Origin of the sequence: Actinoplanes sp. NPDC049548 (genome assembly GCF_040676695.1) — a bacterium.
Taxonomy (GTDB): Bacteria; Actinomycetota; Actinomycetes; order Mycobacteriales; family Micromonosporaceae; genus Actinoplanes.
Genome location: NZ_JBFAPM010000006.1, coordinates 163,707 through 187,896, shown reverse-complemented (window position 1 = coordinate 187,896; position 24,190 = coordinate 163,707). Strand labels below are relative to the sequence as shown.

22 protein-coding genes and 1 pseudogene are annotated in these 24,190 nt (G+C 72.9%); 15 read left to right on the top strand and 8 right to left on the bottom strand.

Annotation, left to right across the window (positions count from 1 at the left end; translation table 11 throughout):
- The first annotated feature begins 14 nt into the window (after window positions 1-14).
- The 7 genes from AB0J80_RS14665 (at window position 15) to mutM (ending at window position 5,372) form a co-directional block, all read left to right on the top strand.
- A complete protein-coding gene (locus tag AB0J80_RS14665; RefSeq protein ID WP_364704749.1) occupies window positions 15-512 on the top strand; it encodes a hypothetical protein in 498 nt (165 codons plus the stop codon).
- A 70-nt stretch (window positions 513-582) separates the two neighbouring features.
- Window positions 583-1,146 (top strand): DUF177 domain-containing protein, encoded by a 564-nt coding sequence (locus AB0J80_RS14660; protein ID WP_364704748.1) that lies wholly within the window; start codon window positions 583-585, stop codon window positions 1,144-1,146.
- 5 nt (window positions 1,147-1,151) lie between these two features.
- The gene (gene rpmF / locus AB0J80_RS14655; RefSeq protein WP_014694262.1) at window positions 1,152-1,325 is read left to right on the top strand and encodes a 50S ribosomal protein L32; all 174 of its coding nucleotides are present in this window, start codon (window positions 1,152-1,154) and stop codon (window positions 1,323-1,325) included.
- A gap of 128 nt (window positions 1,326-1,453) precedes the next feature.
- Complete coding sequence (locus AB0J80_RS14650; RefSeq protein WP_364705062.1) at window positions 1,454-2,392, top strand: phosphate acyltransferase PlsX; 939 nt, start codon at window positions 1,454-1,456, stop codon at window positions 2,390-2,392.
- Window positions 2,389-3,324 carry a ribonuclease III gene (gene rnc / locus AB0J80_RS14645; protein ID WP_364704747.1) on the top strand — a complete coding sequence of 312 codons (936 nt, stop codon included), beginning with the start codon at window positions 2,389-2,391 and terminating at the stop codon, window positions 3,322-3,324. The genes AB0J80_RS14650 and rnc overlap by 4 nt, the downstream gene beginning before the upstream one ends.
- Window positions 3,321-4,508: a hypothetical protein gene (locus AB0J80_RS14640; RefSeq protein ID WP_364704745.1), complete on the top strand. Its 1,188-nt coding sequence runs from the start codon at window positions 3,321-3,323 to the stop codon at window positions 4,506-4,508. The genes rnc and AB0J80_RS14640 overlap by 4 nt, the downstream gene beginning before the upstream one ends.
- 9 nt (window positions 4,509-4,517) lie before the next feature.
- Window positions 4,518-5,372 (top strand): bifunctional DNA-formamidopyrimidine glycosylase/DNA-(apurinic or apyrimidinic site) lyase, encoded by an 855-nt coding sequence (gene mutM, locus AB0J80_RS14635; RefSeq protein ID WP_364704744.1) that lies wholly within the window; start codon window positions 4,518-4,520, stop codon window positions 5,370-5,372.
- Here mutM and AB0J80_RS14630 read toward each other — a convergent pair.
- From AB0J80_RS14630 to AB0J80_RS14615, 4 genes are all read right to left on the bottom strand, one after another.
- The gene (locus AB0J80_RS14630) at window positions 5,326-5,895 is read right to left on the bottom strand and encodes a spherulation-specific family 4 protein (protein WP_364704743.1); all 570 of its coding nucleotides are present in this window, start codon (window positions 5,893-5,895) and stop codon (window positions 5,326-5,328) included. The two genes, mutM and AB0J80_RS14630, sit on opposite strands and share 47 nt — an antisense overlap.
- Window positions 5,892-7,061 (bottom strand): hypothetical protein, encoded by a 1,170-nt coding sequence (locus AB0J80_RS14625; protein WP_364704741.1) that lies wholly within the window; start codon window positions 7,059-7,061, stop codon window positions 5,892-5,894. The genes AB0J80_RS14630 and AB0J80_RS14625 overlap by 4 nt, the downstream gene beginning before the upstream one ends.
- Entirely contained in the window at window positions 7,058-8,548 is a 1,491-nt protein-coding gene (locus AB0J80_RS14620) for a DUF3492 domain-containing protein (protein ID WP_364704740.1), read from the bottom strand. Before AB0J80_RS14620 ends, AB0J80_RS14625 begins: the two co-directional genes overlap by 4 nt.
- A gap of 132 nt (window positions 8,549-8,680) precedes the next feature.
- Window positions 8,681-9,490, bottom strand: coding sequence for a CAP domain-containing protein (locus AB0J80_RS14615; RefSeq protein WP_364704738.1), 810 nt, complete (start codon window positions 9,488-9,490; stop codon window positions 8,681-8,683).
- Between the two features lie 436 nt (window positions 9,491-9,926).
- Between AB0J80_RS14615 and AB0J80_RS14610 the strand changes: the two genes are divergently transcribed.
- The 3 genes from AB0J80_RS14610 to AB0J80_RS14600 all read left to right on the top strand — a co-directional run bounded on the left by AB0J80_RS14610 (window position 9,927) and on the right by AB0J80_RS14600 (window position 14,755).
- Window positions 9,927-10,121 carry a hypothetical protein gene (locus AB0J80_RS14610; protein WP_364704737.1) on the top strand — a complete coding sequence of 65 codons (195 nt, stop codon included), beginning with the start codon at window positions 9,927-9,929 and terminating at the stop codon, window positions 10,119-10,121.
- A 298-nt stretch (window positions 10,122-10,419) separates the two neighbouring features.
- Window positions 10,420-14,001: a chromosome segregation protein SMC gene (smc, locus tag AB0J80_RS14605; protein WP_364704736.1), complete on the top strand. Its 3,582-nt coding sequence runs from the start codon at window positions 10,420-10,422 to the stop codon at window positions 13,999-14,001.
- A 136-nt stretch (window positions 14,002-14,137) separates the two neighbouring features.
- Window positions 14,138-14,755 carry an HAD-IA family hydrolase gene (locus AB0J80_RS14600; RefSeq protein ID WP_364704734.1) on the top strand — a complete coding sequence of 206 codons (618 nt, stop codon included), beginning with the start codon at window positions 14,138-14,140 and terminating at the stop codon, window positions 14,753-14,755.
- A gap of 19 nt (window positions 14,756-14,774) precedes the next feature.
- On the opposite strand, the gene AB0J80_RS14595 is transcribed toward AB0J80_RS14600, so the two are convergent.
- The 4 genes from AB0J80_RS14595 to AB0J80_RS14580 form a co-directional block, all read right to left on the bottom strand.
- Window positions 14,775-15,230 (bottom strand): DinB family protein, encoded by a 456-nt coding sequence (locus AB0J80_RS14595; RefSeq protein ID WP_364705060.1) that lies wholly within the window; start codon window positions 15,228-15,230, stop codon window positions 14,775-14,777.
- A gap of 106 nt (window positions 15,231-15,336) precedes the next feature.
- The gene (locus AB0J80_RS14590; protein WP_364704732.1) at window positions 15,337-15,753 is read right to left on the bottom strand and encodes a hypothetical protein; all 417 of its coding nucleotides are present in this window, start codon (window positions 15,751-15,753) and stop codon (window positions 15,337-15,339) included.
- Window positions 15,750-16,034: a hypothetical protein gene (locus tag AB0J80_RS14585; protein ID WP_364704731.1), complete on the bottom strand. Its 285-nt coding sequence runs from the start codon at window positions 16,032-16,034 to the stop codon at window positions 15,750-15,752. The genes AB0J80_RS14590 and AB0J80_RS14585 overlap by 4 nt, the downstream gene beginning before the upstream one ends.
- Before the next feature lie 85 nt (window positions 16,035-16,119).
- Window positions 16,120-17,799, bottom strand: a complete 1,680-nt coding sequence (locus AB0J80_RS14580) for an alkaline phosphatase D family protein (protein ID WP_364704729.1) — start codon at window positions 17,797-17,799, stop codon at window positions 16,120-16,122.
- Window positions 17,800-17,951: 152 nt separating this feature from the next.
- Between AB0J80_RS14580 and ftsY the strand changes: the two genes are divergently transcribed.
- From ftsY to AB0J80_RS14555, 5 genes and pseudogenes are all read left to right on the top strand, one after another.
- Entirely contained in the window at window positions 17,952-19,139 is a 1,188-nt protein-coding gene (ftsY, locus tag AB0J80_RS14575) for a signal recognition particle-docking protein FtsY (RefSeq protein ID WP_364704727.1), read from the top strand.
- Between the two features lie 51 nt (window positions 19,140-19,190).
- Window positions 19,191-19,988: an aminoglycoside phosphotransferase family protein gene (locus AB0J80_RS14570; protein WP_364704725.1), complete on the top strand. Its 798-nt coding sequence runs from the start codon at window positions 19,191-19,193 to the stop codon at window positions 19,986-19,988.
- A gap of 236 nt (window positions 19,989-20,224) precedes the next feature.
- On the top strand, window positions 20,225-21,613 hold the full coding sequence (locus tag AB0J80_RS14565) for an ammonium transporter (protein ID WP_364704723.1): 1,389 nt from the start codon (window positions 20,225-20,227) through the stop codon (window positions 21,611-21,613).
- A 25-nt stretch (window positions 21,614-21,638) separates the two neighbouring features.
- Entirely contained in the window at window positions 21,639-21,977 is a 339-nt protein-coding gene (locus tag AB0J80_RS14560; protein ID WP_364705059.1) for a P-II family nitrogen regulator, read from the top strand.
- Between the two features lie 20 nt (window positions 21,978-21,997).
- Window positions 21,998-24,184 (top strand): annotated as a pseudogene (locus tag AB0J80_RS14555) ([protein-PII] uridylyltransferase); the annotation flags it as partial.
- Between the last annotated feature and the right edge of the window lie 6 nt (window positions 24,185-24,190).

Here is a 24,190-nt window from a genome sequence, read left to right as displayed (position 1 = left end):
GGAGTGAGGCGCCGGTGGATCCGCTCGACCGCATCGACGAGATCATCTCCATGGTGGAACAAGCACGCTCGGTCCCGATGTCCCGGACCAACTTCATGTTCGACCGGGCCGAGATGGTGGCCCTCCTCGACGAGCTGCGCTCCGAGCTCCCGGGTGACCTGCGGCGGGCGGTCGCTCTCCTGGAGGAGCGCGACAAGATCATCGATGCCGGCAAGCGCGAGGCGGACCGGATCATCAGCGAGGGTGAGACGGAACACGCCCGCCTCGTGTCGGTGAACGAGATCACGGTGTCCGCCGAGCACGAGGGCGCCCGGATCATCGCCGAGGCCCGGGCCGAGGCCCAGCGCCTGCGCGAGGAGGTCGACGACTACGTCGACACCGCCCTGGCCAACTTCGAGCAGTTCCTGACCCGGGCGCTGGCGTCGATAGAGCGCGGCCGCGACAAGATGCACGCGCTGCGCGAGATCGGCACCTTCCAGGGCGAGGACACCGAGCGCCCGCTGCCCTTCTGAGGCCGATTCGACGCTACGGTCCCTGCTCAGGTAACCTTTCCAGTCGGCCTACACAGGCTGAGGATTCACGATGCCCAAGTCTCCGCAGAATCACCTCGATCCCAGGCAGCCGCTGGTCGTCGACACGACGAAGCTCCCGCGCCAGCCTGGGGCGACGCGTGCCCTGAAGCGGGTCGTCCCGGCGCCGGCGGACCTCGGTCTGGAACTGATCTCGGTGCCCGAGGGCTCCGACCTCGAGCTCGATCTGAGCCTGACGTCGGTCTCCGAGGGCGTGTACGTCAGCGGCAACGTGCGCGGATCGCTCTCCGGCGAGTGCGGGCGCTGCCTCAACGAGATCTCGGAGCAGTTCGACGTCCCCATCGCGGAGCTGTACGCCTACGAGGACAGCACCACGGAGGAGACCACGGACGAGGACGAGGTGGGCCGGATGCAGGGCGACCTCATCGACCTGGAACCGGCGGTCCGTGACGCGGTGGTGCTCACGCTGCCGACCAACCCGGTCTGCCGGCCGGACTGCCCAGGGTTGTGCCCCGAGTGCGGGGTGCACTATGACGACCTCCCGGCTGACCACAGCCACGAGGAAGTCGACCCCCGCTGGGCCGCTTTGCGCAATCTGTCAACAAACGAGGAGTAGGTACCGTGGCCGTCCCGAAGCGCAAGATGTCGCGCAGCAACACCCGGTCTCGCCGGGCGAACTGGAAGGCGACCGCGGTCTCGACCGTGGCGTGCCCCCAGTGCAAGTCGCCGAAGCTGCCGCACACCGCCTGCTCGGTCTGCGGCACGTACAACGGCCGTCAGGTCCTCGAGGTCTGAGCCTCGCTTCAGTGGCACGCCCGACTTTCGGGCGGGTCGAGCCTGAGCAGCGGCGAACGTCCGGTGCCCCGCTCCCGACGCAGTCCGGCCCCGAGGCCGGCACTCGGCGGGAGCCGGGCACCGCGCGGATCGCCGTCGACCTCCTCGGCGGGGACCAAGCTCCCGCCGTCGTGGTTGACGGCGCTCTGCGCGCCTGCCAGGCCGATCCGGCCCTCCAGCTCCTTCTCGTCGGCCCGGTGGAAGCGGCCGACGCGATTCTCGGCGCCCTCGGCCCGGCCGAACGCGACCGGGTCCGCGCCGTGCCCGCCCCCACCGGCCTGCAGTCGCACGACCGGGACGCCAGCAGCGTCGAGTCGGGCGTCCGCACGGCGGTGCTCGCCGTGGCCCAGGGCCGCGCCGACGCCGTGATCTCCGCCGGCAACACCGGCGCCACCGTCACCTCCGCCGCGCTCGGCCTCGGCCGCTGGCCCGGGGTGCGCCGGCCGCCGCTCGCCGCCGTCCTGCCCAGCGCCGCCGGCCGGCTCGTCCTGCTCGACGTGGGTTCCTCCGTCGACCCCGACGAGGCCACTCTCGCGATGCACGCCCGGCTGGGAGCCGCGTACGCCGCCGTGGTGCACCGGGTCGCCGCGCCGCGGGTGGGCCTGCTCACCATCGGCACCGAGCGCGGCAAGGGCGACCGCCTGCGCCGGGCCGCCCCCGCCCACCTCGCCGCCCTCGACCTGCCCGGCGGCGGCCGCTACGCCGGCCTGATCGAGGGCAACGACGTGGTGACCGGCGCCCCCGCCGACGTCGTGGTGACCGACGGCTTCACCGGAAATGTGCTGCTCAAGGGCCTTGAAACCGCGTACGCGCTGGTCGGCCCGCCGCAACCCGACGACATCCCGCCGCGGGCGGCCGTCCTGCTCGGCGTCGGCGGCACGGTCGTCGTCTGCCACGGTGCCGCGTCCGGCGCGGACATCGCCGCGGGCATCGGGTTCGCCGCCGACCTGCACCGCCGGTCCGCCGTCCCGGCCATAGCCGACTTGATCACGGGATCCGATCCGCACAGCCCCAGAGGTGGTTCATGAGCAGTAACGACAAGCGGCGGTTCCGGCCCTCCACCGCGCCGCTCGAAGAGGCCTTCGGCGTTCCCTTCGAACCCGAGCTGCTCGAGCGGGCGCTCACCCACCGCTCGTACGCGTACGAGAACGGCGGCCTGCCGACCAACGAGCGCCTGGAGTTCCTGGGCGACTCGGTCCTGGGCGTGGTGATCACCTCGGCGCTGTTCCACAACCACCCCGACCTGCCCGAGGGCCAGCTCGCCAAGCTGCGCGCCAGCGTGGTCAACATGCACGCGCTCGCCGACGTCGCCCGCACCCTCGGCCCCGCGGGACTCGGCCCCCACCTGCTGCTCGGCAAGGGCGAGGAGACGACCGGCGGCCGGGACAAGGCGAGCATCCTCGCCGACACCCTCGAGGCGCTGCTCGGAGCCATCTACCTCGAGCACGGCCTGGACACCGCGAGCGAGGTCATCCACCGCCTGTTCGACCCGCTGATGGCCGAGTCGGCCGGCCGGGGCGCGGCGCTGGACTGGAAGACCAGCCTGCAGGAGCTGACCGCGGCGCTCGGGCTGGGTGTGCCCGACTACGTCATCGACGACGCCGGGCCGGACCACGCCAAGACCTTCACCGCCTGGGTGGTCGTGGCCGGGGAGCGTTACGGCGGGTCGGACGGGCGCAGCAAGAAGCAGGCCGAGCAGCGCGCCGCGGCGGCCGCCTGGCGCACCCTCACCGAGCGGGCCGAGGCCGAGACGCCGCCGCCGGCCGTCGCGGGCGGCGGACACGCGGACATGTCGGCTGCCGACAGCCAAGCCGCCGCAGAGGCCGACGACGGACGCACCGGCGCGCAGGCGAACAACGGAAGCGTCGCCGCGCAGGCCACCAACGGAAGTGCCGCCGCGCTGGCCGACGACAGGACCGCCGCGGCGCCGGCCGACGACAGAAGCGCCGCCGGCCGGTGAGCGTGGCGGCTCAGGACGCGGACAGCGCCGTCGAGACCGCCGGCCCCGCGGGCGGGAGCCTCTGGGACCGGGCCGGGCGCTGGCACGGCGCCGCCGTGGCGGTCGGGATCCTCGCGCTGTCCCGGATCGTTCAGATCATCCTGCTCGTCGGCCTCGACCGGGCCACCGAGGAGCCGGCGGGGCTGCGCAGCAACCTGCTGGTCTGGGACGGCGGCTGGTTCATGCGGGCCGCCGCCGGCTACCCGCACGGCTACACGTACGGGCCCGACGGCGCCCTCGCCGGGAACGAGCTGGCGTTCTTCCCGCTGTACCCGATGCTCATCCGCGGGCTGTCGCACCTGGGCTTCGACCCGGGTAGTGCCGCGCTCACGGTGAGCTGGCTGGCCTCCGTCGGCGCGGCCGTCGCGCTGCACCTGCTCGGCACGACCCTGTACGGCCGCCGCGCCGGCTGGGCCCTCGTCGCGATCTGCTGCACCGCCCCGATGTCCGTGGTGCTGTCCATGGCGTACTCGGAGAGCCTCTTCCTCGCCCTCGTCGCCGGGATGCTCGTCGCCGCGCACCGCAGGGTGTGGTGGGCGGCGGGTCTGCTCGGGCTCGGCTGCGCCCTGACCCGGCCGACCGGCGCCGCGGCCGCCGTCGCCCTCGCCGTCGCCGCGGCCCTGGCCGTGCGGGACGACCCGGCGAAGAAGTGGCCACCGCTGGCCGCCGCCGGGGTGGCGCTGGCCGGCGTCCCGGCCTTCCTGGGCTGGGTCGGGTGGCGGGTCGGCGAGCTCGACGCCTGGTTCAAGATCCAGTCCGCCGAGTGGGGCACGGCCTTCGACTTCGGCAGCAGCACGCTGACGTTCCTCGACGAGACGCTGACCACTGGCGACGGCTGGGTGCCGATGAGTGTGGCACTGATCCTGCTCGCCGCCGCTGCCGCCGCCGGGGTCGCGCTGGCCGGCCGGCCGTGGCTGCCGGTGGCCGTTTACGGGGTCGTCGCGATGGTGCTCGTGTACGGCCAGGCCGGCTACTACCACTCCAAGCCGCGGCTGCTGCTGCCCGTACTGTTGACGCTGTTGCCGTCGGTCGTGGCCGCCGGCCGGGCCCGCCCCAGGGTCGCGATCCTGGCCATCGGCGCGTGGGCCGCCTTCGGCCTCTGGTACGGCGCGTACATGGTCGCCGTGTGGCCGTACACCATTTAAGAGGTCCTGATGCCTGAGCTTCCCGAGGTCGAGACCGTCCGGCAGGGACTGGCGAAGTGGGTGGCGGGCCGGCGCATCGACGCGGTCGAGGTACGCCATCCCCGCGCGATCCGCCGCCACCTGCCCGGTGATGCGCACTTCGCCGCAGTCCTCGCCGGACGGACCATCAGCGACGTCTCGCGCCGCGGCAAGTACCTGTGGCTGCCGCTCGACTCGGGTGACGCGATCATCGCGCACCTGGGGATGAGTGGTCAGCTGCTGATGCAACCCGCCGAGGCGCCGGACGAGACGCACCTGCGGGTCCGCTTCGGGTTCGCCGACGACGGGCCGGAGCTGCGCTTCGTCGACCAGCGCACGTTCGGCGGCCTGTCCGTCTCCGAGGGCGGGGCCGAGCTCCCCGTGGAGATCGCGCACATCGCCCGGGACCCGATGGATCCGCTCTTCGACGACGAGGGGTTCGTCGCGGCGCTGCGGCGCAAGCACACCGAGATCAAGCGGGCCCTGCTCGACCAGACGCTGATCTCCGGGGTCGGCAACATCTACGCCGACGAGGCGCTGTGGCGGGCCCAGCTGCACGGGGTACGCCCGACCGACGCGCTGACCAAGCCGGTCGTCCGCCGGCTGCTGGGCCACGTGCGCGACGTCCTCGGGGAGGCGATCGTCGCCGGCGGTACCAGCTTCGACGCGCTCTACGTCAACGTGAACGGGCAGAGCGGGTACTTCGACCGGTCCCTGAACGCGTACGGGCGGGAGGGACAGCCGTGCCACCGGTGCGGCACGGCCATCCGCCGCGAGCAGTTCATGAACCGGTCGTCGTTCAGCTGTCCCCGGTGCCAGCCGCGCCCCCGGAAGCCGCTGCGCTGACGTACGGTCCCGCGTCGGTGGCCAGGCCGAAGCCCGCGCCGCGCCGGCCCATCAGCCGGCGGGCCGCCGTGAGCAGCGTGGTGGGGACGCCGTGCACGAGGTGGCCGTCGCCGGGCCGGACGCCGTCGCCGTCCCAGCCCTGGTACGCCGACCACGGCCCGTCGAAGGTGCAGATCTTCACGCCCAGGTCGCGGTAGAGCGGGTGCGTGGGCACGCCCGGGTTCAGCACCACCCGGTGCAGCCCCCGGCGGGCCGCCAGCCGTACGGTCAGCGCCACCGGCCCCACGCCGCCCGATCCGGCCGGCGCCCGGTCCAGGAACAGTCCTTCGACCCCGTCCTCGCGCCACGCGTCCACGTCGGCCAGCACGTCGGCGAGGGAACGCCCGCCCCAGTCCAGGTCGACGCGGCCGAGCCGCTGGTGCCCGGAGCGGCGCGGGCCCGGCCGTTCCTGCACGACCCAGGTGTCGGCGTCGACGGGCAGCTCGGGCGACGGGTGCGCGTACGGGGGGAACAGGGTCTTCACGGCGTCCTCCGGGGGTCTGCGGCGGTGCGGGCGACGATGAGCAGGCCGGCGAGGTGGGTCGCCGCCAGGATCACGACGACGGTGGGCAACGGGTCCGGCGGCAGGGCCGGTACGAGCGGGGCGGCGAACGCGGCGACCGGCGGCGCGACGGCGAGCAGGGCGGCCACCCCGGTACGCCCCCGCCAGCCGAGCAGCAGGGTGACGGCCAGGACACCGCTGAGCAGGATGCCGCCGGCGAAGATCAGCACCCCGGCCGTTCCGGCGGGCACCTGGTACGCGGCGACCGCCAGCGCGGTCCCGGCGGCGAGTGGCGGTACGAGCGCGGCGACGGTCACCACCGTCACGCCGCTGAGGTGCGCACGGAGCTCCTCGGCGCTCTCCGACGCGTCGAGTCCGGCCTGGACCTGCCGGCGGTGCCAGCCGATCAGCGCCTCGAGAACGGGCCCGGCGGCGAGCAGCGGCAGAACGGCGGGGGAGGTGGCGGTCGGTGGCCCGGCCCGCCACAGCAGCGCCACGCACGCCGCCTGGGCCGCCCCGAGCAGCAGCCGCATGCCGCCGTGGCGCAGGTCGGATCCCCGTAGCCGGCCCACCGGCGAGGCGCCGAGGGCGGGCCGGAACGCGCGGGCCGCGGCGAGCGCGATGGTGACCGGCAGGAGCGCGGTCACCGGAACCCGCTGTGCCAGCGTGTCGCCGACCATTCCGGCGATGCTCACCGCGGCGAGCAGCCAGCACGGCAGGCTCCAGCGGACGACCGCCGCCTCGGTGCGGGTGACCAGGGCGGCGGTGACCGTACCGAGGCAGACCAGGCTGCAGACGCCGGCCGTGACCGCGAGCATGCGGTCCGGTCCGACCAGCGTGGCGGGCGCGAGTCCGGCCGCGCCCGCCCACAGCACGACGGCCGCGAGGAAGACCCGGGCGACCAGCTTGACGGCCGGTCCGCGCCCGGAGCGACGGGCGACCAGGGCGCCGACGCCGGTCCCGGCGTGGGCGACGCTCCAGCCGAGCATCAGCGTGCCGACCGGCACCGGCCAGGCGAGGTGGGCGAGCGGCCGGGCGGCGGCCACCGCGGCGCTGAGCGGTCCGAGATAGAGCGCACAGCGCAGCAGGGTGGAGCTCAGAGCGGGCGCACGCAGGGTGCCGCCCCGCAGGGCGAGATCGGCTGTCATCGGTCCTCCCCGGCCCCGGCGAGCCATCGCAGGGTGGCCGGCCGGGCATCGCGGGGCGCGGGAACGGCCAGCGTCAGTTCGTAGGCGGGAGCGGGCGGCGGCCCGGCGAGATCGGTGTAGAGCGCGCCGTAGACGCGGACGACCCGGTCGGCCGTGAAACAGGCCAGCGCGCGGCGGCGGGCGGCGTCGCCGAGAGCGCGCCGCCGGGCGGGTGCGGTGAGCAGGCCGGTGCAGGCCGCCGCCAGCGCCGCCGGGTCGCGGTCCGGCACGACCAGGCCCGCGTCGCCGAGCGTCTCCGCGACCGGCCCGACATCGACACCGACGACCGCGCGGCCGGACATCATGCCCTCGATCAAACGGTACGGCGGGTCGGACGGGCCGGGCACGTGCACGACGACGTGGCCGGCGGCGTACCGGTCGCGGGGGTCGGCGGGCAGGGGGTGCAGCCGGATCGCGCGGCCCAGCCCGGTCCGCTCGATCTGCTCGGCGCAGTGGTCCTCGTGGGCGGCGGTCACCCCGACCAGGTGCAGCACCGTGCCCGGCACGGCCGCGGCCACCCGCGCGAACGCGTCCAGCACGCAGGCCAGCCCGCTCTGCGGCCCGCCGTTGCCCGCCCACACGATCGCCGGCGGGTTCCGCGCCTCCGGGGCGCACGGGAAGTCCTGCGGGTCCACGCCGGCGGGCACCGGCACGAGCCGTCGCGGATCCGCGCCGTGCCGCAGCGCCCAGGAGTGGTGGTACTCGCTCAGCGGGGCGATGAGACCGGCTTCGGCGTACCCGGTGCGCGCCACGGCCCGGCGGAACCGTCGCAGCACGGTCTGCACGGCAGGTGACAGCCGCTCCTCGTGCGCGCGCAGCTTGGCGACGGGCGCCCGCGCCTCGGTGAGCAGCAGCGCCGTGCCGGTGCGCCATCGCCCGGCCAGGGCCGCCAGCAGCGGGGTCGTGCCACCGACACAATGCACAAGGTCAACTTCGGGCAACGGTACGGCCAGCGCCCGCGCCGCGTGCCGCAACAGGGTGGCGGCGGTACGCGCGTCGCGGAGGCTGAGCCGCGGCAGCCGGTCGTCGGCGCCCGAGGACCGCCCGGCCCGCCATGCCTCCAGGAGTACGTCGGCCAGCGGTACGGCGTTCAGCGGGGCCCCCGCGCCCACCGTCCCGCCGTCGGCCAGGGCGGCCAGCCCGGCGAGTCCCCGAGCGAACACCTCGTCCTGCTCGGTGACCAGGCCCTGGCACAGCCGCGCGGCGGCCGCGGTGGCGTGCTCGTCGCGCCCCTCCCGCCGCGGCGTCTCCCGCGACAGCGCGACCGTACGCGCGGACGAGACATGCGCGGGCAACGGGTACGCCGGCCCACCCGGTGGCTCGCGGTCGGAGACGGTGACGAGGTCGAAGCGGAAGCGGGCGAGGCCGTCGACGAGCGTCCGGCACCAGCCGCCCAGCGCGTCCCGGCGGAACGGATAGCCGCCCCCGGTGAGCAGACAGATGCGCATGCGGTCAGCACCGCGGGCGCGTCGGGGGCGATATCACGAAGGCTGCAACGAGACAGCGGCGAAAAGTAACGGGAGCCTGTCACCTAGGCGACAGATGTTCGCACCATTTGTCTGATTTATCGGGCCTTTTGCCTACGATCGCCCGAAAAGCTGGCCCCAGACGATCGTGCCGTCCACGCCCTTGACCGCACCGGCCCCCATCGCCTTGAAGTCACAGTTGAGAATGTTGGCGCGGTGGCCCTCGCTGTTCATCCACGACTTCATGACGTCCGCCGCGTCGCGCTGGCCCCGGGCCACGTTCTCGCCGCCCGGGTCGTCGTACCCCTGCGCCTTGGCCCGCTGGACGAAGTCCCGGCCGTCGTCGCTGACGTGGCTGATGTACAGGTCGCCGTGCGTGCCCAGCTCCCGCACGTGCAGCCGGATGGCCGAGCGGAGCCTCTTGTCGAGCCGTACGGACCCGCAGCCCGCCTTGTCCCGCTCGACGTTGACCAGGCGGATGACCTCGGTCTCCTGCCCTGCCAGCCCGGCCGGCACCTTCGGCGCGCTCGTGGTCTCCGGCGGCCGCTTCTTCGCCGGAGCCGTCGTCTTCTTGGGCGCGGGCTTGGCCTTCCTGGGCGGGGTCTTCGCCGGCGCCTTCGCCGGCGCCTTCGGCGCTGCCGGTGGCGTCGTGGCCCGTACGCGTGGGGAATCCGTCCCGGCGCCGGGTGCCCCGCCACCGGCACCCGGCGCCAGGGCGGCGACGGCGGCCTCGGGACGCTCGGCGGCGATGCCCGGGCCGGTGAGGCTTGACGGCAGCAGGGCGGCGCCCCCGCCGAGCACGGCGAGCAGACCGGCGACCGGCAGGGCCAGAAGGACCAGCGGCGGCATCGGCTGCCGTCCGCGGTGCCGCCCCGCGGCGTCCACTCGCTGTTCCCGTCCGGTGTGCTCGACTGGCCCGTGCACGTCCTGCCTCCGCGGTCCTCAGGGATCGAGAGGTTTCGACCCGGGTGACGGTAAGCAGCCGTACGGATACGCGGCAAACCAGCTAAGGAAGAGATAAGGGTCCCTTCAGGCACTCTTCCCGCCGAAAACCCCTTGATCAAAGCTCGGGCCGCATGCCAAGGTGGCGTGATTCACTGGTAGACGGGGGTCGGCGCGGTGCCCACGGCTTGACGGAGCCTGGTCATCGGCGCACCATAGAAGAGTCGCCAGTCGCGCCCATCTGTGCTCAGTCGAGTCCTGAGCGCGGGTAAATCTGCATCTCACGCTCGTCCAGGGTGCAGGTCTCTGCGCCCACGCGTGCCCGTGGGAAGCAGGTGTGCGGTATCACTGGGCGCGCGTTTGGCCGGCCTTTCCGGCAGCGCTTACAAAGAGACGCGGTGTCTCACAAGGAGAAGTCATGGCGAAGGCCCTCTACGGCCACGTAGGTGCGGCGCCCGACCGGCGCCTGCTCGACGAGGTCACCCGACTGCGTTCCAGGGTGCAGGCTCTGGAGTTCGAGGTCACCCGCCTCCGGGCGGAGAACGACCGGCTCGCGGCTGCCGCCGCCGAGACGGACGATCTGATGCGGCTGACCGAGCCGGCGCTGACCTGAGCTCCTCTTGAGGCGCCGGGACCGGGCGTCTCTCATCCCCCTCGCACCACAAACGCACACTGAAAAGCGCGCCTCCACAGCTGTGGCGGCGCGCATCTTTTTGCCTTCAGTAGTGCCAATCTTGCTGGCCGGCGTCGCTTTCCGCGCCTTGCCGGTAGCACTGAGCGCGCCCTGAACCGGACAAAGGCGTCGTAACAGTTCGAGAAGCGCACGGACCGGGACGCGCGGCGTGCGCGGACACGGCCCGCACCTGCGGGTACCCTGCTGCCCGAGAGCAAACCGCGACCCCCGGAGATCCGTGCACCTCAAGAGCCTGACGGTCAAGGGCTTCAAGTCCTTCGCCTCCGCTACGACGCTGCGGCTGGAGCCGGGCATCACCTGTGTGGTGGGCCCCAACGGCTCCGGCAAGTCCAACGTCGTCGACGCCATCGCCTGGGTCCTCGGTGAGCAGGGAGCCAAGGCGCTGCGCGGCGGCAAGATGGAGGACGTCATCTTCGCCGGCACCGCCGGCCGGGCCCCGCTCGGCCGGGCCGAGGTGACGCTCACGATCGACAACGGCGACGGCGCCCTGCCCATCGACTACACCGAGGTGTCGATCACCCGCCGGATGTTCCGCTCCGGCGAGAGCGAGTACGAGATCAACGGCAGCTCCTGCCGCCTGCTCGACATCCAGGAGCTGCTGAGCGACTCCGGCATCGGCCGCGAGATGCACATCATCGTCGGCCAGGGCCGGCTCGACGCGATGCTGCACGCCAAGCCCGAGGACCGCCGCGCCTTCATCGAGGAGGCCGCCGGCGTCCTCAAGCATCGCAAGCGTAAAGAGAAGGCGATCCGCAAGCTCGACGCGATGCAGACCAACCTCAACCGGCTCAACGACCTCACCGCCGAGCTGCGCCGCCAGCTCAAGCCGCTCGGCAAGCAGGCCGAGGTCGCCCGCCGCGCCGCCGGCATCCAGGCCGACCTGCGCGACGCCCGGCTCCGGCTGCTCGCCGACGACCTGCACACGCTGCGGACCACCCTGGACAAGGAGATCGCCGACGAGTCGGCGATGCGCGAACGCCGCCAGCAGGTCGAGGACGAGAACCGCGAGGTCCAGCGCTGGCTCGCCGACCTCGAGGCGCAGCACGCCGAGGACGCGCCGCTGCTCCAGGCCGCCCAGGACACCTGGTACAAGCTCTCCACCCTGCAGGAACGCTTCCGCTCCACCGAGCAGCTCGCCTCCGAACGGCTGCGCCACCTCGCCGCCACCCCCGACGAGGAACGCACCGGCCGCGACCCCGACCAGCTCGTCGCCGAGGCCGAACGGGTCCGGGAGCAGGAGGAGGAGCTGCGCGAGGCGCTGACCGAGGACCAGATGCGGCTGGCCGAGGCGGTCGAGCACCGCCAGGAGCTGGAACGCCAGCTGGCCGCGGCCGAGGGCGCCCTGCGTACGGCCGCCAAGGCGATCGCCGACCGGCGTGAGGGCCTCGCGAAGCTGACCGGGCAGGTGAACGCGGCCCGGGCGCGTACCGGAAGCGCCGCTGAGGAGATCGAGCGCCTCGCCGCCGCGCACACCGACGCCCTCATGCGCGCCGAGGCCGCGCAGGCCGAGGTCGACGCGGTCTCCGCGGAGTCCACCGAGGCCGACCGCGACAACGCGGAGCTGGACGCCCGGCACGCCGAGGCCGTCGGCGCCCACGACCGGGCCGCCGCCGTGGTCAAGGAGCTCTCCGACGCCGAGCGCGCCGCCGAGAAGGACGCCGCGAGCTGGAAGGCCCGCGAGGAGGCGCTCGCCCTCGGCCTCAAGCGCAAGGACGGCGCCGGCGCGCTGCTCGGCAAGGCCGACCAGGTCCCCGGCCTGCTCGGCAGCCTCGCCTCGATGCTCACCGTCCGACCCGGACACGAGGCCGCCCTCGCCGCGGCACTGGGCGCGCTCGCCGACGCGGTCGCCCTCACCGGGATCGACGAGGCCGTCGAGGCCATGCGTACGCTCAAGATTGCCGACGCGGGCCGCGCCGCCCTCGTCGTCGCGAGTCCCGCGGCGCCGGGTATGCAGGGCCCCCTCGACTCCCTGCGGCCGGCCCTCCCGGACGGCGCCACCTGGGCCCCGGACGTCATCGACTGCCCCGACACGATCCGCCCGGCGCTCAACCGCGCGCTCCGCGACGTCGTCCTCGTGCCCGACCTGGCTGCCGCGGCCCGCCTCGTCGCCCAGAACGCCGAACTGCGCGCGGTCACGCCCGACGGCGACGTCCTCGGCGCCCACGCCGCGGCCGGCGGCTCCGGCAAGGCCACCAGCTACATCGAGGTGCAGGCCGCCGTCGACGAGGCGCGCGCCAACCGCGAAACCGCCGAACAGTCCATCGTCGAGCTCAAGGAACGGCTCGCCGAGGCCCGCGCCGAGGTCGCCGGGCACAAGGAAGCGGTCAACGTGGCCGCGGCCGCCAAACGCGCCGCCGAGGGCGAACGCAACGCCGCCGCCCGCCGCCTCGCCGAGCTCGGCGCCGCCGCCCGCTCCGCCAAGGCCGAGTCCGAGCGGCTCGGCGCCTCCCGCCAGAAGGCGGAAGCGAACCGCGACCGCGACCTCGCCGGGCTCGCCGAGCTCGAGGAACGGCTGCGCCTCGCCGAAGCCACCCCCCTCGACGAGGAGCCGTCCACCGAGGAACGCGACCGGCTCGCCGCGCTCGTGCCGCAGGCCCGGCAGAACGAGATGGAGGTCCGGCTCGCGGTCCGCACGGCGGAGGAACGGGTCTCCTCGATCGCCGGCCGCGCCGACTCGCTGCTGCGCCAGGCCAACGCCGAACGTCAGGCCCGCGAACGGGCGGCGGCCCGCCGGGCAGCCCGCGCCCGCGGCGCCGAGATCGCCAAGGCGGTCGCGCTGGGCGCGGCATCCGCCCTGGCCCGGGTGGCGGTCTCGCTGGCCGCGGCGGTCGAGGTCCGCGACGAGCTGGCCCGTGCGCGTACGGCCCGGGAAGCGGAGCTGTCCGAGGTACGGGCGACAGCCAAGCGCCTGGTCACCGAGCTCGAACGCCTCACCAGCGAGGTCCACCGCGACGAGGTGGCCCGTGCCGAGCAGCGCATGCGTATCGAACAGCTCGAGGCCAAGGCGGCCGAGGACTTCTCCCTCGACGTCGACACCCTCGTCGCCGAGTACGGGCCGGACCAGCTCGTACCGCCGACCCAGGCCGAGGTCGCCCAGGCCGAGAAGGACGGCAAGCCGGTCCCCGACCCGGTGCCGTTCCACCGCCCCACCCAGGAGAAGCGGGCCAACAAGGCGGAACGCGACCTCGCCCTGCTCGGCAAGGTCAACCCGCTGGCGCTCGAGGAGTTCGCGGCGCTGGAGGAACGTTTCAAGTTCCTCTCGGACCAGCTCGAAGACCTCAAGGCCACCCGCAAGGACCTGCTCACGGTGGTCAAGGACGTCGACGACCGCATCCTCGAGGTGTTCACGTCGGCGTTCGAGGACACCGCCCGCGAGTTCCAGACCGTCTTCCAGGTCCTCTTCCCGGGCGGTGAAGGCCGGCTCGTCCTCACCGACCCGGAGGACATGCTGACCACCGGCGTCGAGGTCGAGGCCCGCCCGCCCGGCAAGAAGATCAAGCGCCTGTCGCTGCTCTCGGGTGGCGAACGCTCCCTCACGGCGGTCGCCATGCTCTGCGCCATCTTCCGGGCCCGCCCCAGCCCCTTCTACATCATGGACGAGGTCGAGGCGGCCCTCGACGACGTCAACCTCGGCCGGTTGATCACCCTCTTCCAGCAGCTCCGGGAGAAGAGCCAGCTCCTGATCATCACCCACCAGAAGCGCACGATGGAGGTCGCCGACGCCCTGTACGGCGTGACGATGCGGTCCGGCGTGACGCAGGTGATCAGCCAGCGGCTGAACCGGGAGTCCGAGGACTGAGGCCGGCTCCCGTCTCGCGCGGAGCGCGTGACGGGACGGCTGGTCCCTGGCAGGTTGGCGCGGCACGGCGTCCGCGTAATCTTGCGGTCGGAGCGCCTCGCCGCTCGACCGTCGTCGCGAAGGGACCGTCAACCGCATGCAGCGCCAACCCGCCCAGGCCATGCTGATCGACCTGGACGGCGTCGTCCGCCGCTGGGACCCCGCCGTCCCGGCCGCGGTGGAAGCCGAGCACAAGCTGCCGGCGGGCATCCTGATGCAGACGGCCTTCTCCTGGGATCTCCTCCGCCCCGCCATAGCCGGTGAGATCACCGACGCGGAATGGATGCACCTCGTCGCCACCCGCCTGCCGCTCCCCTCCGACGAGGCCGCCGCGGCAGTAGCCCAGTGGCAGCAACACCGAGGCACCGTCGACCCCGACGCGCTCGCCTTCGTCCGCGAGGCCAGGGCCGCCGGCCGCCCGGTCGGCCTGGCCACGAACGCCACCGACCGCCTCCGCGACGACCTGGCGGCGCTCGGTCTCACCGACGAGTTCGACGTGATCGTCAGCTCCTGGGAGCTCAAGGTGCACAAGCCGGCTCCGGAATACTTCGCCCGAGCCTGCGAAGCCCTGAACACCGAGGCGCCGTGGGTGCTCTTCGTGGACGACGACGACCGAGTGATCCGCGGCGCCCGGGCGGCGAAGCTCCTCGGCTTCCGCTGGACCGGCACGCAGGACCTGCCCTACCTGCGCAAGGCGCTCGCCCTCCCGTCCTGACCCGCGCCGCGGCTGGAAATCAGTCGCCGGTCCGGCCGTCGATGCGTTCTCGGAGCAGGTCCGCGTGGCCGTTGTGGCGGGCGTACTCCTCGATCATGTGCAGGTAGACCCAGCGCAGGCTGGTCGGGGGCCGACCGTCGTAGCTGAACTCGTGGTCGAGGGGGAGGTCCGCCGCCGCCGAGCGGGCCGCCTCGATCTCGGCGAGGTAGGTGGCAAAGTCGCGCTCGGCGTCGGCGTCAGCCACGTCGTCGAAGTCGCCGTCCGGGTTGTCGTCGTCGCAGTAGATGTCGCTGAGCTGCCGGCCCGCCGCCCGCGCCCGGAACCACGCGCGCTCCACCTCGGACATGTGGCGGACGAGGCCCAGGAGGGTCAGGTTGGAGGGCTCGACCGCCGGCTTCTTCAGCTGCTCGACGGTCAGGTCCGCGCACTTGGTGAGCAGGGTCTGTCTGTGCCAGTCGAGCCAGCCTTCGAGCATGGGTCGCTCGTCGCCGGTACGCGGTTCGCTTTGTCGTTGCGCCGCAGGCGCGGTCCAGGAAGTCACGAGCACATCCTGAACCGCCCCTCCGACATTTTCCGCCCGGTTATGCGTCTTCAGCCGGGACGACGATGATTCTGTCGTCCGCGATCAGGCGCGCGGACTCCTGCGGCTCGGCCGTGAGGTAGACGGCCGCGTGGGTGAGGGAGGCCCACACCGCGTGGGAGCGCGCGAGGTCGCCTCCGGTGAACGCGACCGTGTCCGCGATCGGGCCGGCGGACTCGGCGGTCAGGTCCAGCATCTGCGTGCCCGGGAGGTGGATCAGCACGTCCAGGCGGGCGCGCGCGACCTTGTCGCCTACGCAGCGGGCGTGGGCGTCGAGGAGGGCTGTTGCCGGAATGCCAACGGCGGCGCGCTCGTCGGCGACCTCCGTGATGACCTCGCCGACGTGGACGTGGCCGTGAGCATAGGACTGGATGGCGGAGCGGTCGAGGACGGCCCGGATCTCGGGGAGGTCGGTCATGCCGGGTCCTCCTGATCGGGCCAGCGGCCGGACTCGATCGCTTCGAGCCTGCGGCGGCTCTCGGCGCGCTGGGCCTCGGTAGGGCGGCGCAATTTGTCGCGCCAGCGCTCCACGCCCTCGTCCGTGATGGTGAAGCCCGCCGCTTCCAGCATTGCCCTGGTGGTGGCGCCGCGCTGCATGTGGGAGCGCACCGCCTCGGTCACGATCGCTGAGCTGTTGGGGTGTTTGTCGAGGTATTGCGCTACGTCGTCGGGGAGACTCACGGTGATCCGCCTTGTCATACTCGCATCATACTCTGACGTCCCGAGGTAGGACTGTAGGGACAATACTATGGCCGGATATTGGACGCGAATCGATCTTGAGGGGTCAGTCGGTCAGCGGGACCTTGGCGACCGGGAAGAGATCGCCGTCCTTGGTGGTGCCCTCGAGAAGCACCTCCGCGCGCTCACCGCTGTGCCGGAGGGTGCTCACCGCGTTCCCGAAGTACGGGCCGGCCAGCCTCTTCCAGGTCAGCGGCGGCTTCGCCACGCCGGTCGAGCGGGCCAGGCCGCGCATCATCCTGGCTGCCACGCGGGACCAGCTCAGCCGCATCAGGGGCTTCAGCGGCGCCGGGACCTGGTTGTGGATCGGGGAGCAGGTCAGCTGGTGGACGGGGGTGCGCACGCCCGGTCCCAGGTCGGCCCGGGCCACGTACGAGTGGTGCACGTCCCCGGAGAGCACGCTGATCGTGGCGGGTGCCGCGTACGCGCCGCCTGCGCCGACCCGGTGGCGGGGGGCGTCCTCGCCGCCCTCGCCGATGCGGCGGAACAGCTCCGTGAGGGCGTTGAACGAGCGCCGGAACGCCGCCCAGTGTTCGAGGTCGAAGGCGCGGCGCATCGCCTCCGGCAGGCCTCTCCCCGTGGGGTCCGTGGCCTTCTCGTTCCAGGCTTCGACGTGGTGGATCGCCGGGGGCATCAGCCAGGGCAGCGACGAGCCCACCACCAGGTGGTCGTAGTCGCCGTGGGCCTGGTCGACGAACCAGCGCCATTCCGGCGCCGGGAGCATCTCGCGGGCTCCGGGGGTCAGGACGCGGTTGCAGCGGTTGTCCAGCATGACGAGGCGGGTGCGGCCGATGTCGAGGGCGAAGCTCCACTGGTACGGCCGGTCGGTGTTCTCCGCGGACGTCGGTGAGTCGACCGACAGGCCGAAGTCGTGCAGCAGGTCGGTCGCGTCCGGAACCGAGGTGATCTTGGCCAGCAGCGGGTCGGCGGCGAGCTCGTCGGGGCTGAGGTTGCCGAGGTGCTGGTAGACCCAGTAGGAGGCGAGGCCGCCGGCGATGCGGTCGGCCCACCAGGGCTGGTCCGACATGTCGGCGCGCCAGGTGGCCGAGGTGTTCCAGTCGTCGATGATCTCGTGGTCGTCGAAGATCATGACGCTCGGCACGGTGGCGAGCAGCCAGCGGACCTCCGGGTCGCGCCAGGACTCGAGGTAGAGCTTCGTGTACTCGTCGAAGGAGACGACCTCGTCCCTGGGGCCGTGGTGGCCGGCCGCGCGGCGGCGGCGCAGGAAGCGGCGTACCTTCGTCGAGGTCTTGTCGGCATAGACCTGGTCGCCCAGGAGGACGGCCAGGTCGGGGCGCAGGTCCGGGTTGCGCGGGTCGGTCATCAGCCTTCGGGCGTACGCGTCCAGCGCGTCCGGTGGCAGCTTGCGCCCGGTGGCGTGCGGCGTGGCCTCCCGGCAGGAGCCGAAGATCATGCTCACCGGGTGGCCGGCGTCGTCGTCGGGGCGGGTCACGATGAGGCTCGGCGGGTACGGGGAGTCCTTCTGCGGCCACACCTGCCGGTCGTCGAGCCACATCTGGTACTCGGAGGCGGCCCCGCGGGGGAGGCCCTCGACGATCACGATCGCGTAGTGGTGCCCGTACGCCGAGAAGGTGTCGGCGGACCCGGCGCCGCCGCCGGTGGCCTCGACCCGCACCCGGGCCGGCTCGGTGGTCTCCACCCAGATCGTCGCCTTGTCGCCCACGACACGGCGCAGCACCGGCCCGATGAGCAGGTGCGCGGTCACCGGACCGCCGGGGGGAGAGCCATGATTCCATCCTCCCCAGCGGCCCGGGATTCCGCCACCGCGCTTTCGGCCACCACCGGGTCACCCGACGTGTCCGGCGACACCGACGGGTGGCGCCACGCCCGCCGGGCACATCTGTCAGGATTTCGTACATGGAATACGTGGTCGCCTCCCTGATCCTGCTGGCGGTGCTGATCGTCGGGGCCGTCGGCCTCGTCGTGCCGCGCCTGCGCCGGCGTGAGCTTCCGCCGCCGGGCGAGGGCCTGCCGGGGGAGAGCCGGGCGGGCACGACCACGCTCGAGCGCCCGCCGGCCGTGCCGGACACCGAGGCGCTGCCGCCGCTGATCGAGCGGCCCGCGGAGCCGGTGGTCGAGGAGCCGGTGGCCGAGGCGCCGGTCATCGAGACGCCGGAGCCGACGGCCGGGCGGCTGGTGCGGCTGCGGGCGCGGCTCAGCCGGTCGCAGAACATCTTCGGGCGGGGACTGCTCAGTGTGCTGTCGCGCGACCACCTCGACGAGGACGCGTGGGAGGAGATCGAGGACAGCCTGATCACGGCGGACGTCGGCGTCGAGGCCACCCAGGTCATCGTCGAGCGGCTGCGGGAGCGGGTGCGGGTGCTGGGCACGCGTACGGTCGCCGAGGTGCGGGCGCAGCTGGCCGAGGAGCTCACCGCCGCGCTGGAGCCGGAGCTGGACCGCAGCCTGAACACCGTCCCGCACGAGGGCCGGCCCGCCGTCATGCTGGTCGTCGGCGTCAACGGCGCCGGGAAGACCACCACCTGCGGCAAGATCGGCCGGGTGCTCGTCGCGGACGGCCGTACCGTTCTCTTCGGCGCGGCCGACACGTTCCGGGCCGCCGCCGCCGAGCAGCTCGCCACCTGGGGTGAGCGGGTGGGGGCGGAGACCGTCCGGGGTCCCGAGGGCGGTGACCCGGCCAGCGTCGCGTTCGACGCCGTGAAGCGGGGTATCGACGTGGGCGTGGACACGGTTCTCATCGACACCGCGGGCCGGCTGCAGAACAAGGTCGGGCTCATGGACGAGCTCGGCAAGGTCAAGCGGGTGGTCGAGAAGCACGGTCCGGTCGACGAGACGCTGCTCATCCTCGACGCCACCACCGGGCAGAACGGGCTGGAGCAGGCCCGGGTGTTCACCGAGGTGGTGGATGTCACGGGGGTGGTGCTCACCAAGCTGGACGGCACCGCCAAGGGCGGCATCGTCATCGCCGTGCAGCGCAAGCTGGGGATTCCGGTCAAGCTGGTCGGCCTGGGCGAGGGCCCGGACGATCTCGCGCCGTTCGAGCCCGCCGCCTTCGTCGAGGCCCTGCTTGGCACCGACGCGTAGGCTCGGCAGTGGCAGGCCCGTGCAGGCGGGCACTTCTAGGGGAGGTCGTGGGTGACGCAGGAGCCCGTCCGCGAGATCCCATTGCACGGCGGGAACGTCAGCACGGTCTCGCGGGTCGGTGACACGGTCCGTCGCAACGCCGGGCCCTGGACCCCGGCCGTGCACTCGCTGCTCAACCACCTTCAGCGGGTGGGTTTCACCGGGTCGCCGCACGCCCTGGGGATGGACGAGAAGGGCCGGGAGGTCCTGTCGTACCTCGACGGCGAGTGCGGTGAGTATCCGCTGGCTCCGCACTGGACGACCGAGGAGGCGCTGGTCACGGTCGCCACGATGCTGCGGATGTTCCACGACGCGCAGTACGGCTTCCAGCCTCCGCCGGGCGCGGTGTGGCGCAGCTTCGGGCCGCCGCCGCCGGACACCGAGGTGATCTGCCACCACGACGCCGCCCCGCACAACGTGGTGTGGCGGCCGGACGGCACGCTCGCCCTCATCGACTTCGACCTCGCCTCGCCGGGCGCCCGCATCTACGACGTGGCGTACGCGGCTTGGACGTGGGTGCCGCTGTTCAGCGACCGCGACTCGTACACGCTGGGGTGGAAGCGGCCCAACCGGCCGCGGCGGCTGCGGCTGTTCGCCGACGCGTACGGTCTGATCCCGCGCGACCGGCACCGCCTGGTCCGGACCATCCGCAAGCGGATCGTGGACCACGTCGAGGGCATCCGGCGGATGGCTGCCGCCGGCGACCCGGCCTTCGTCCGCATCGTGCACAAGGGCCACCTGCGCCGCCCGATGCGGGATCTCCGGCTGCTCGACTACGAGCGCCACACCTTGGAATACGCCCTCCGCTGACGGAATAGGGCAAAACCCACACGCCACCTCGTGCTTGTGAGAGTTTCTTCACACGTACGAAACAACCGGTGACCTGTTGGAAATCGCCCGAAGACCGTGCGTGAAACAGCTGACCGGAAGGCTTCCGCCTCACACCGGTCAACTGGCGCGACGCTGCTCTGGGGGCCGACCCCGCATTGCCCGACGGCTCGCCGCGTGGGCAAGCGCTGAAGGACACCTATCCGAGAGGAGGCAGCGTGGAGATCAACACCGGCAATACCGCCTGGTTGCTCCTGTCGTCTGCGCTCGTTTTGCTCATGACTCCGGGTCTGGCGCTGTTCTACGGTGGCCTGAACCGGTCCAAGGGCGTACTGAACATGATGATGATGAGCTTCTCGTGCATCGGGCTCATCTCCGTCCTCTGGGTTCTGTACGGCTTCACTCTGGCCTTCGGCGTCAACGGCAGCGCCGGCCTGAACAACATCATCGGAAACTTCTCGACCTACTTCGGTACGGGCACCAGCGCGATCACCGAGGAATGGCTGTTCTTCGGCGCGAACACCGGCATCCCGACGTACGCGTTCATGGGCTTCCAGATGATGTTCGCCATCATCACCGTCGCGCTGATCAGCGGCGCGGTGTCGGACCGCCTGAAGTTCGGCGGCTGGGTCATCTTCGCGTTCGCCTGGTTCACGCTGGTCTACATCCCGGTCGCGCACTGGGTCTGGGGCGGCGGCTTCATCGGCTCCAAGATCCGGGCCCTCGACTTCGCCGGTGGTACGGCGGTGCACATCAACGCCGGTGCCGCCGCGCTGGCGCTCTGCCTGATCCTCGGCAAGCGCATCGGCTGGCCGCGGGAGAACATGCGCCCGCACAACGTGCCGTTCGTCGCGCTCGGCGCCGGCCTGCTGTGGTTCGGCTGGTTCGGCTTCAACGCCGGCTCCGAGCTCACCGTCGACGGCACCACCGTCTTCGCCTTCATCAACACCCAGGTCGCGACGGCCGCCGCCCTGGTCGGCTGGGTCGTCGTGGAGTGGTTCCGCGACGGCAAGCCGACGCTGGTCGGTGCCTCCTCGGGCGCGGTGGCCGGCCTGGTCGCCATCACTCCGGCCTGCGGTTTCGTCGCCCCGCTGCCGGCCGTGCTCATCGGCCTGATCGCCGGTGCCTTCTGCGCCCTGGCCGTCGGCCTGAAGTACCGCTTCGGCTACGACGACTCGCTCGACGTCGTCGGCGTCCACTTCGTCGGCGGCTGGATCGGCTCGCTGTCGATCGGCTTCTTCGCCACCGCGCAGGTCAACGCCGGCATCACCGACAGCAAGATCCTGAACGCGAGCGAGGGCCTCTTCTACGGCGGTGGCCTGGCCCAGCTCGGTCGCCAGTTCCTGGGCAGCTTCGTCGTGACGCTGTACTCGTTCGCCATCGCGGCCGCCATCGCCCTGGCCATCAAGGCCTTCAAGAGCCTGCGGGTCACCCCGGAGGCGGAGATCTCCGGCATCGACATCGCCGACCACGGTGAGACCGGCTACGACCTCACCCCGAGCGGCGGTTCGGGTGGCGGCGGCGCCTTCGCGATGGCCGGCCTGACCAACTCCGCACCGATCGACGCTGACGGCAAGGCCGACGTCAGCCAGAAGGTCGCCGGTTAAGTTCTCTGACATGGAGGGACTGAGCATGAAGCTGGTGACCGCGGTCATCAAGCCGTACCAGCTCGACGCGGTGAAGGAGGCTCTGCACGCCCTGGGCGTCGCCGGGCTCACCGTGAGCGAGGTGCAGGGGTACGGGCGGCAGAAGGGCCACACCGAGGTGTACCGGGGTGCCGAGTACACGGTGGAGTTCCTGCCGAAGATCAAGGTCGAGGTCGTCACCGACGAGATCGACGTGGACAAGGTCGTGGACGCGGTGGTCGCTTCCGCGCGGACCGGCAAGATCGGCGACGGCAAGGTCTGGGTGACGTCGGTCGACGACGTGGTCCGGGTCCGCACCGGCGAGCGCGGGCTCGACGCGCTCTGACCGCCACGAAGCGAGAGGACATCGGCGCCGCCGCCCGGGTGCACCGGGCGGCGGCGCTGGATGCGTGGCTGGCCGGGATGTTCCCGGACCACCTGCCCGGGGTCAGCCTCGTGGCGGTCGGGGGCCTGGGCCGGCGTGACGTCGCGCCGTACAGCGATCTGGACCTCGTGCTGCTGCACAACGGCACGGCCGGCATCGACCGGATCGCCTCCGCGCTGTGGTATCCGATCTGGGACGCGCGGCTCGGCCTCGACCACTCGGTGCGGACGCTGCCCGAGGCCCTGTCGGTCGCCCATGACGACGTGAAGGTCTCGCTGGGCCTGCTCGACGCCCGGCACATCGCCGGGGACGCCGCCCTCTCCGCCGAGCTCATCGCCGCCGCCGGTGACCAGTGGCGGCGGACCGCCGTACGGCTACTTCCCCAGCTCAAGGAGCTCACCACCGCGCGCTGGGGCACCCACGGCGAGCTCGCGTTCCTGTTGGAGGGCGACCTCAAGGAGGCCGCCGGCGGGCTGCGCGACGTGACCATCCTGCGCGGCATCGGCCGGGCGGGGGTCGCCGACACGATGCGCCCTGCGGTCCGCGCTGCCGACCTGCGACTGCTCGATACCCGCGACGCCCTGCACGTCGCCGTCGGCCGGCGGGTGGACCGGCTGGTCGCCCAGGAGCGCACGGCCGTGGCCGAGCTGCTGGACGTCGAGGACGGCGATGCGTTGCTGCGCCGGGTCGCCGGGGACGCCCGGACCATCGCGCACGCCCTCGACGACGCGTGGCGCGCCGCCGACCGGCTCCGCAGCGGGCGCCGGCGCGGGACCGCCCCGGGTCCGCCCGCGCGGCGGCCGGTCGCCCGTGACGTGGTCGAGCAGGACGGCGAGCTGGTGCTCGCGCGGACCGCGATCGGGCCGGTGCCGGATCCGACGCTCTCGCTGCGGGTGGCCGCGGCGGCCGCGACCGTACGGCTGCCGATCGCGCGCGCGACCTGCGAGTGGCTCGCCAGCTTCTGCCCGCCGCTGCCCACCCCGTGGCCGCCCGCCGCCCGGGCCGCCCTGGTGTCCCTGCTCGGGTCCGGGCCGGGGCTGCTGCCCGCCTGGGAGGCCTGCGACCGGTACGGCCTCATCGACGCCTGGCTGCCGGAGTGGGCCCGGATGCGCAGCCTCCCGCAGCACCACCCGGTGCACCGGTACACCCTGGACCGCCACCTCGTGCAGGCGGCCTACGAGGCGACCGCGTACGCCCGCGAGGTCGACCGCCCCGATCTGCTGCTGCTCGGCGCGTTCCTGCACGACGTCGGCAAGGGCCTGCCCGGCGACCACAGCACCGTGGGCGCGCCGATCGCCGCCGAGATCGCGGCCCGGATCGGGCTGCCGCCGGCGGACGTCGCGACGGTCGAGAAGCTGGTCCGCCTGCACCTGCTGCTGCCGCAGGTGGCGACCCGCCGGGATCTGAGCGACCCGGTGACCATCTCGTCGGTCGCCGAGGCCGTGGGCGACGCGACGACCCTGGACCTGCTGCACGCCCTCGCCCGCGCCGACTCGCACGCGACCGGGCCCGCCGCGTGGTCGGACTGGAAGGAGCGGCTGATCGCCGAGCTGGTCCGCCGGGTGCGTACCGCGCTGGACACCGGCGCGCTGCCCGAGCCGCCGGCGCCCGACCCGGAGCTGCTCGCCGGCGACCTGCCCGCGGTGCACCTCGACGGCGACCGGGTCGCGGTGGCCACCGCCGACCGCCGGGGGCTGCTCGGCTCGGTGGCGGCCTGCCTGGCCATGCACCGCCTCGACGTCGTCTCCGCGGACGCCTGCACGGTCGACGGCCGGGCGATCGTCGAGTTCCGGACCCAGCCTCGGTACGGCTCCCCGGCCGACCCGCTCGCCCTGGCCGCGGACCTGCGCCGGGTCGCGGCCGGCGACGTGTCCGTCACCCAGCGGCTGCGGGCCCGGGCGGCGTCGGACCGCGGCGGTGCGGCTCCGCGCGTGGTGTGGCTGCGCGCCGAGGCGACCGACGCGGTGGTGCTCGAGCTGCGGGCGGCCGACTCGGCGGGCCTGCTCTACCGGGTCGCGACCGCGCTGGACGAGGCCGGTGCCGAGGTCCGGGCCGCGCGCATCTCCACGCTCGGCGGCGACGTGGTCGACGCCTTCTACCTCGTCGGGTCCTGGTCGGACGCCGGTGAGCGGGCACGGGTCGAAGCGGCCGTCCTGGCGGTGGTCTGAGCCCGT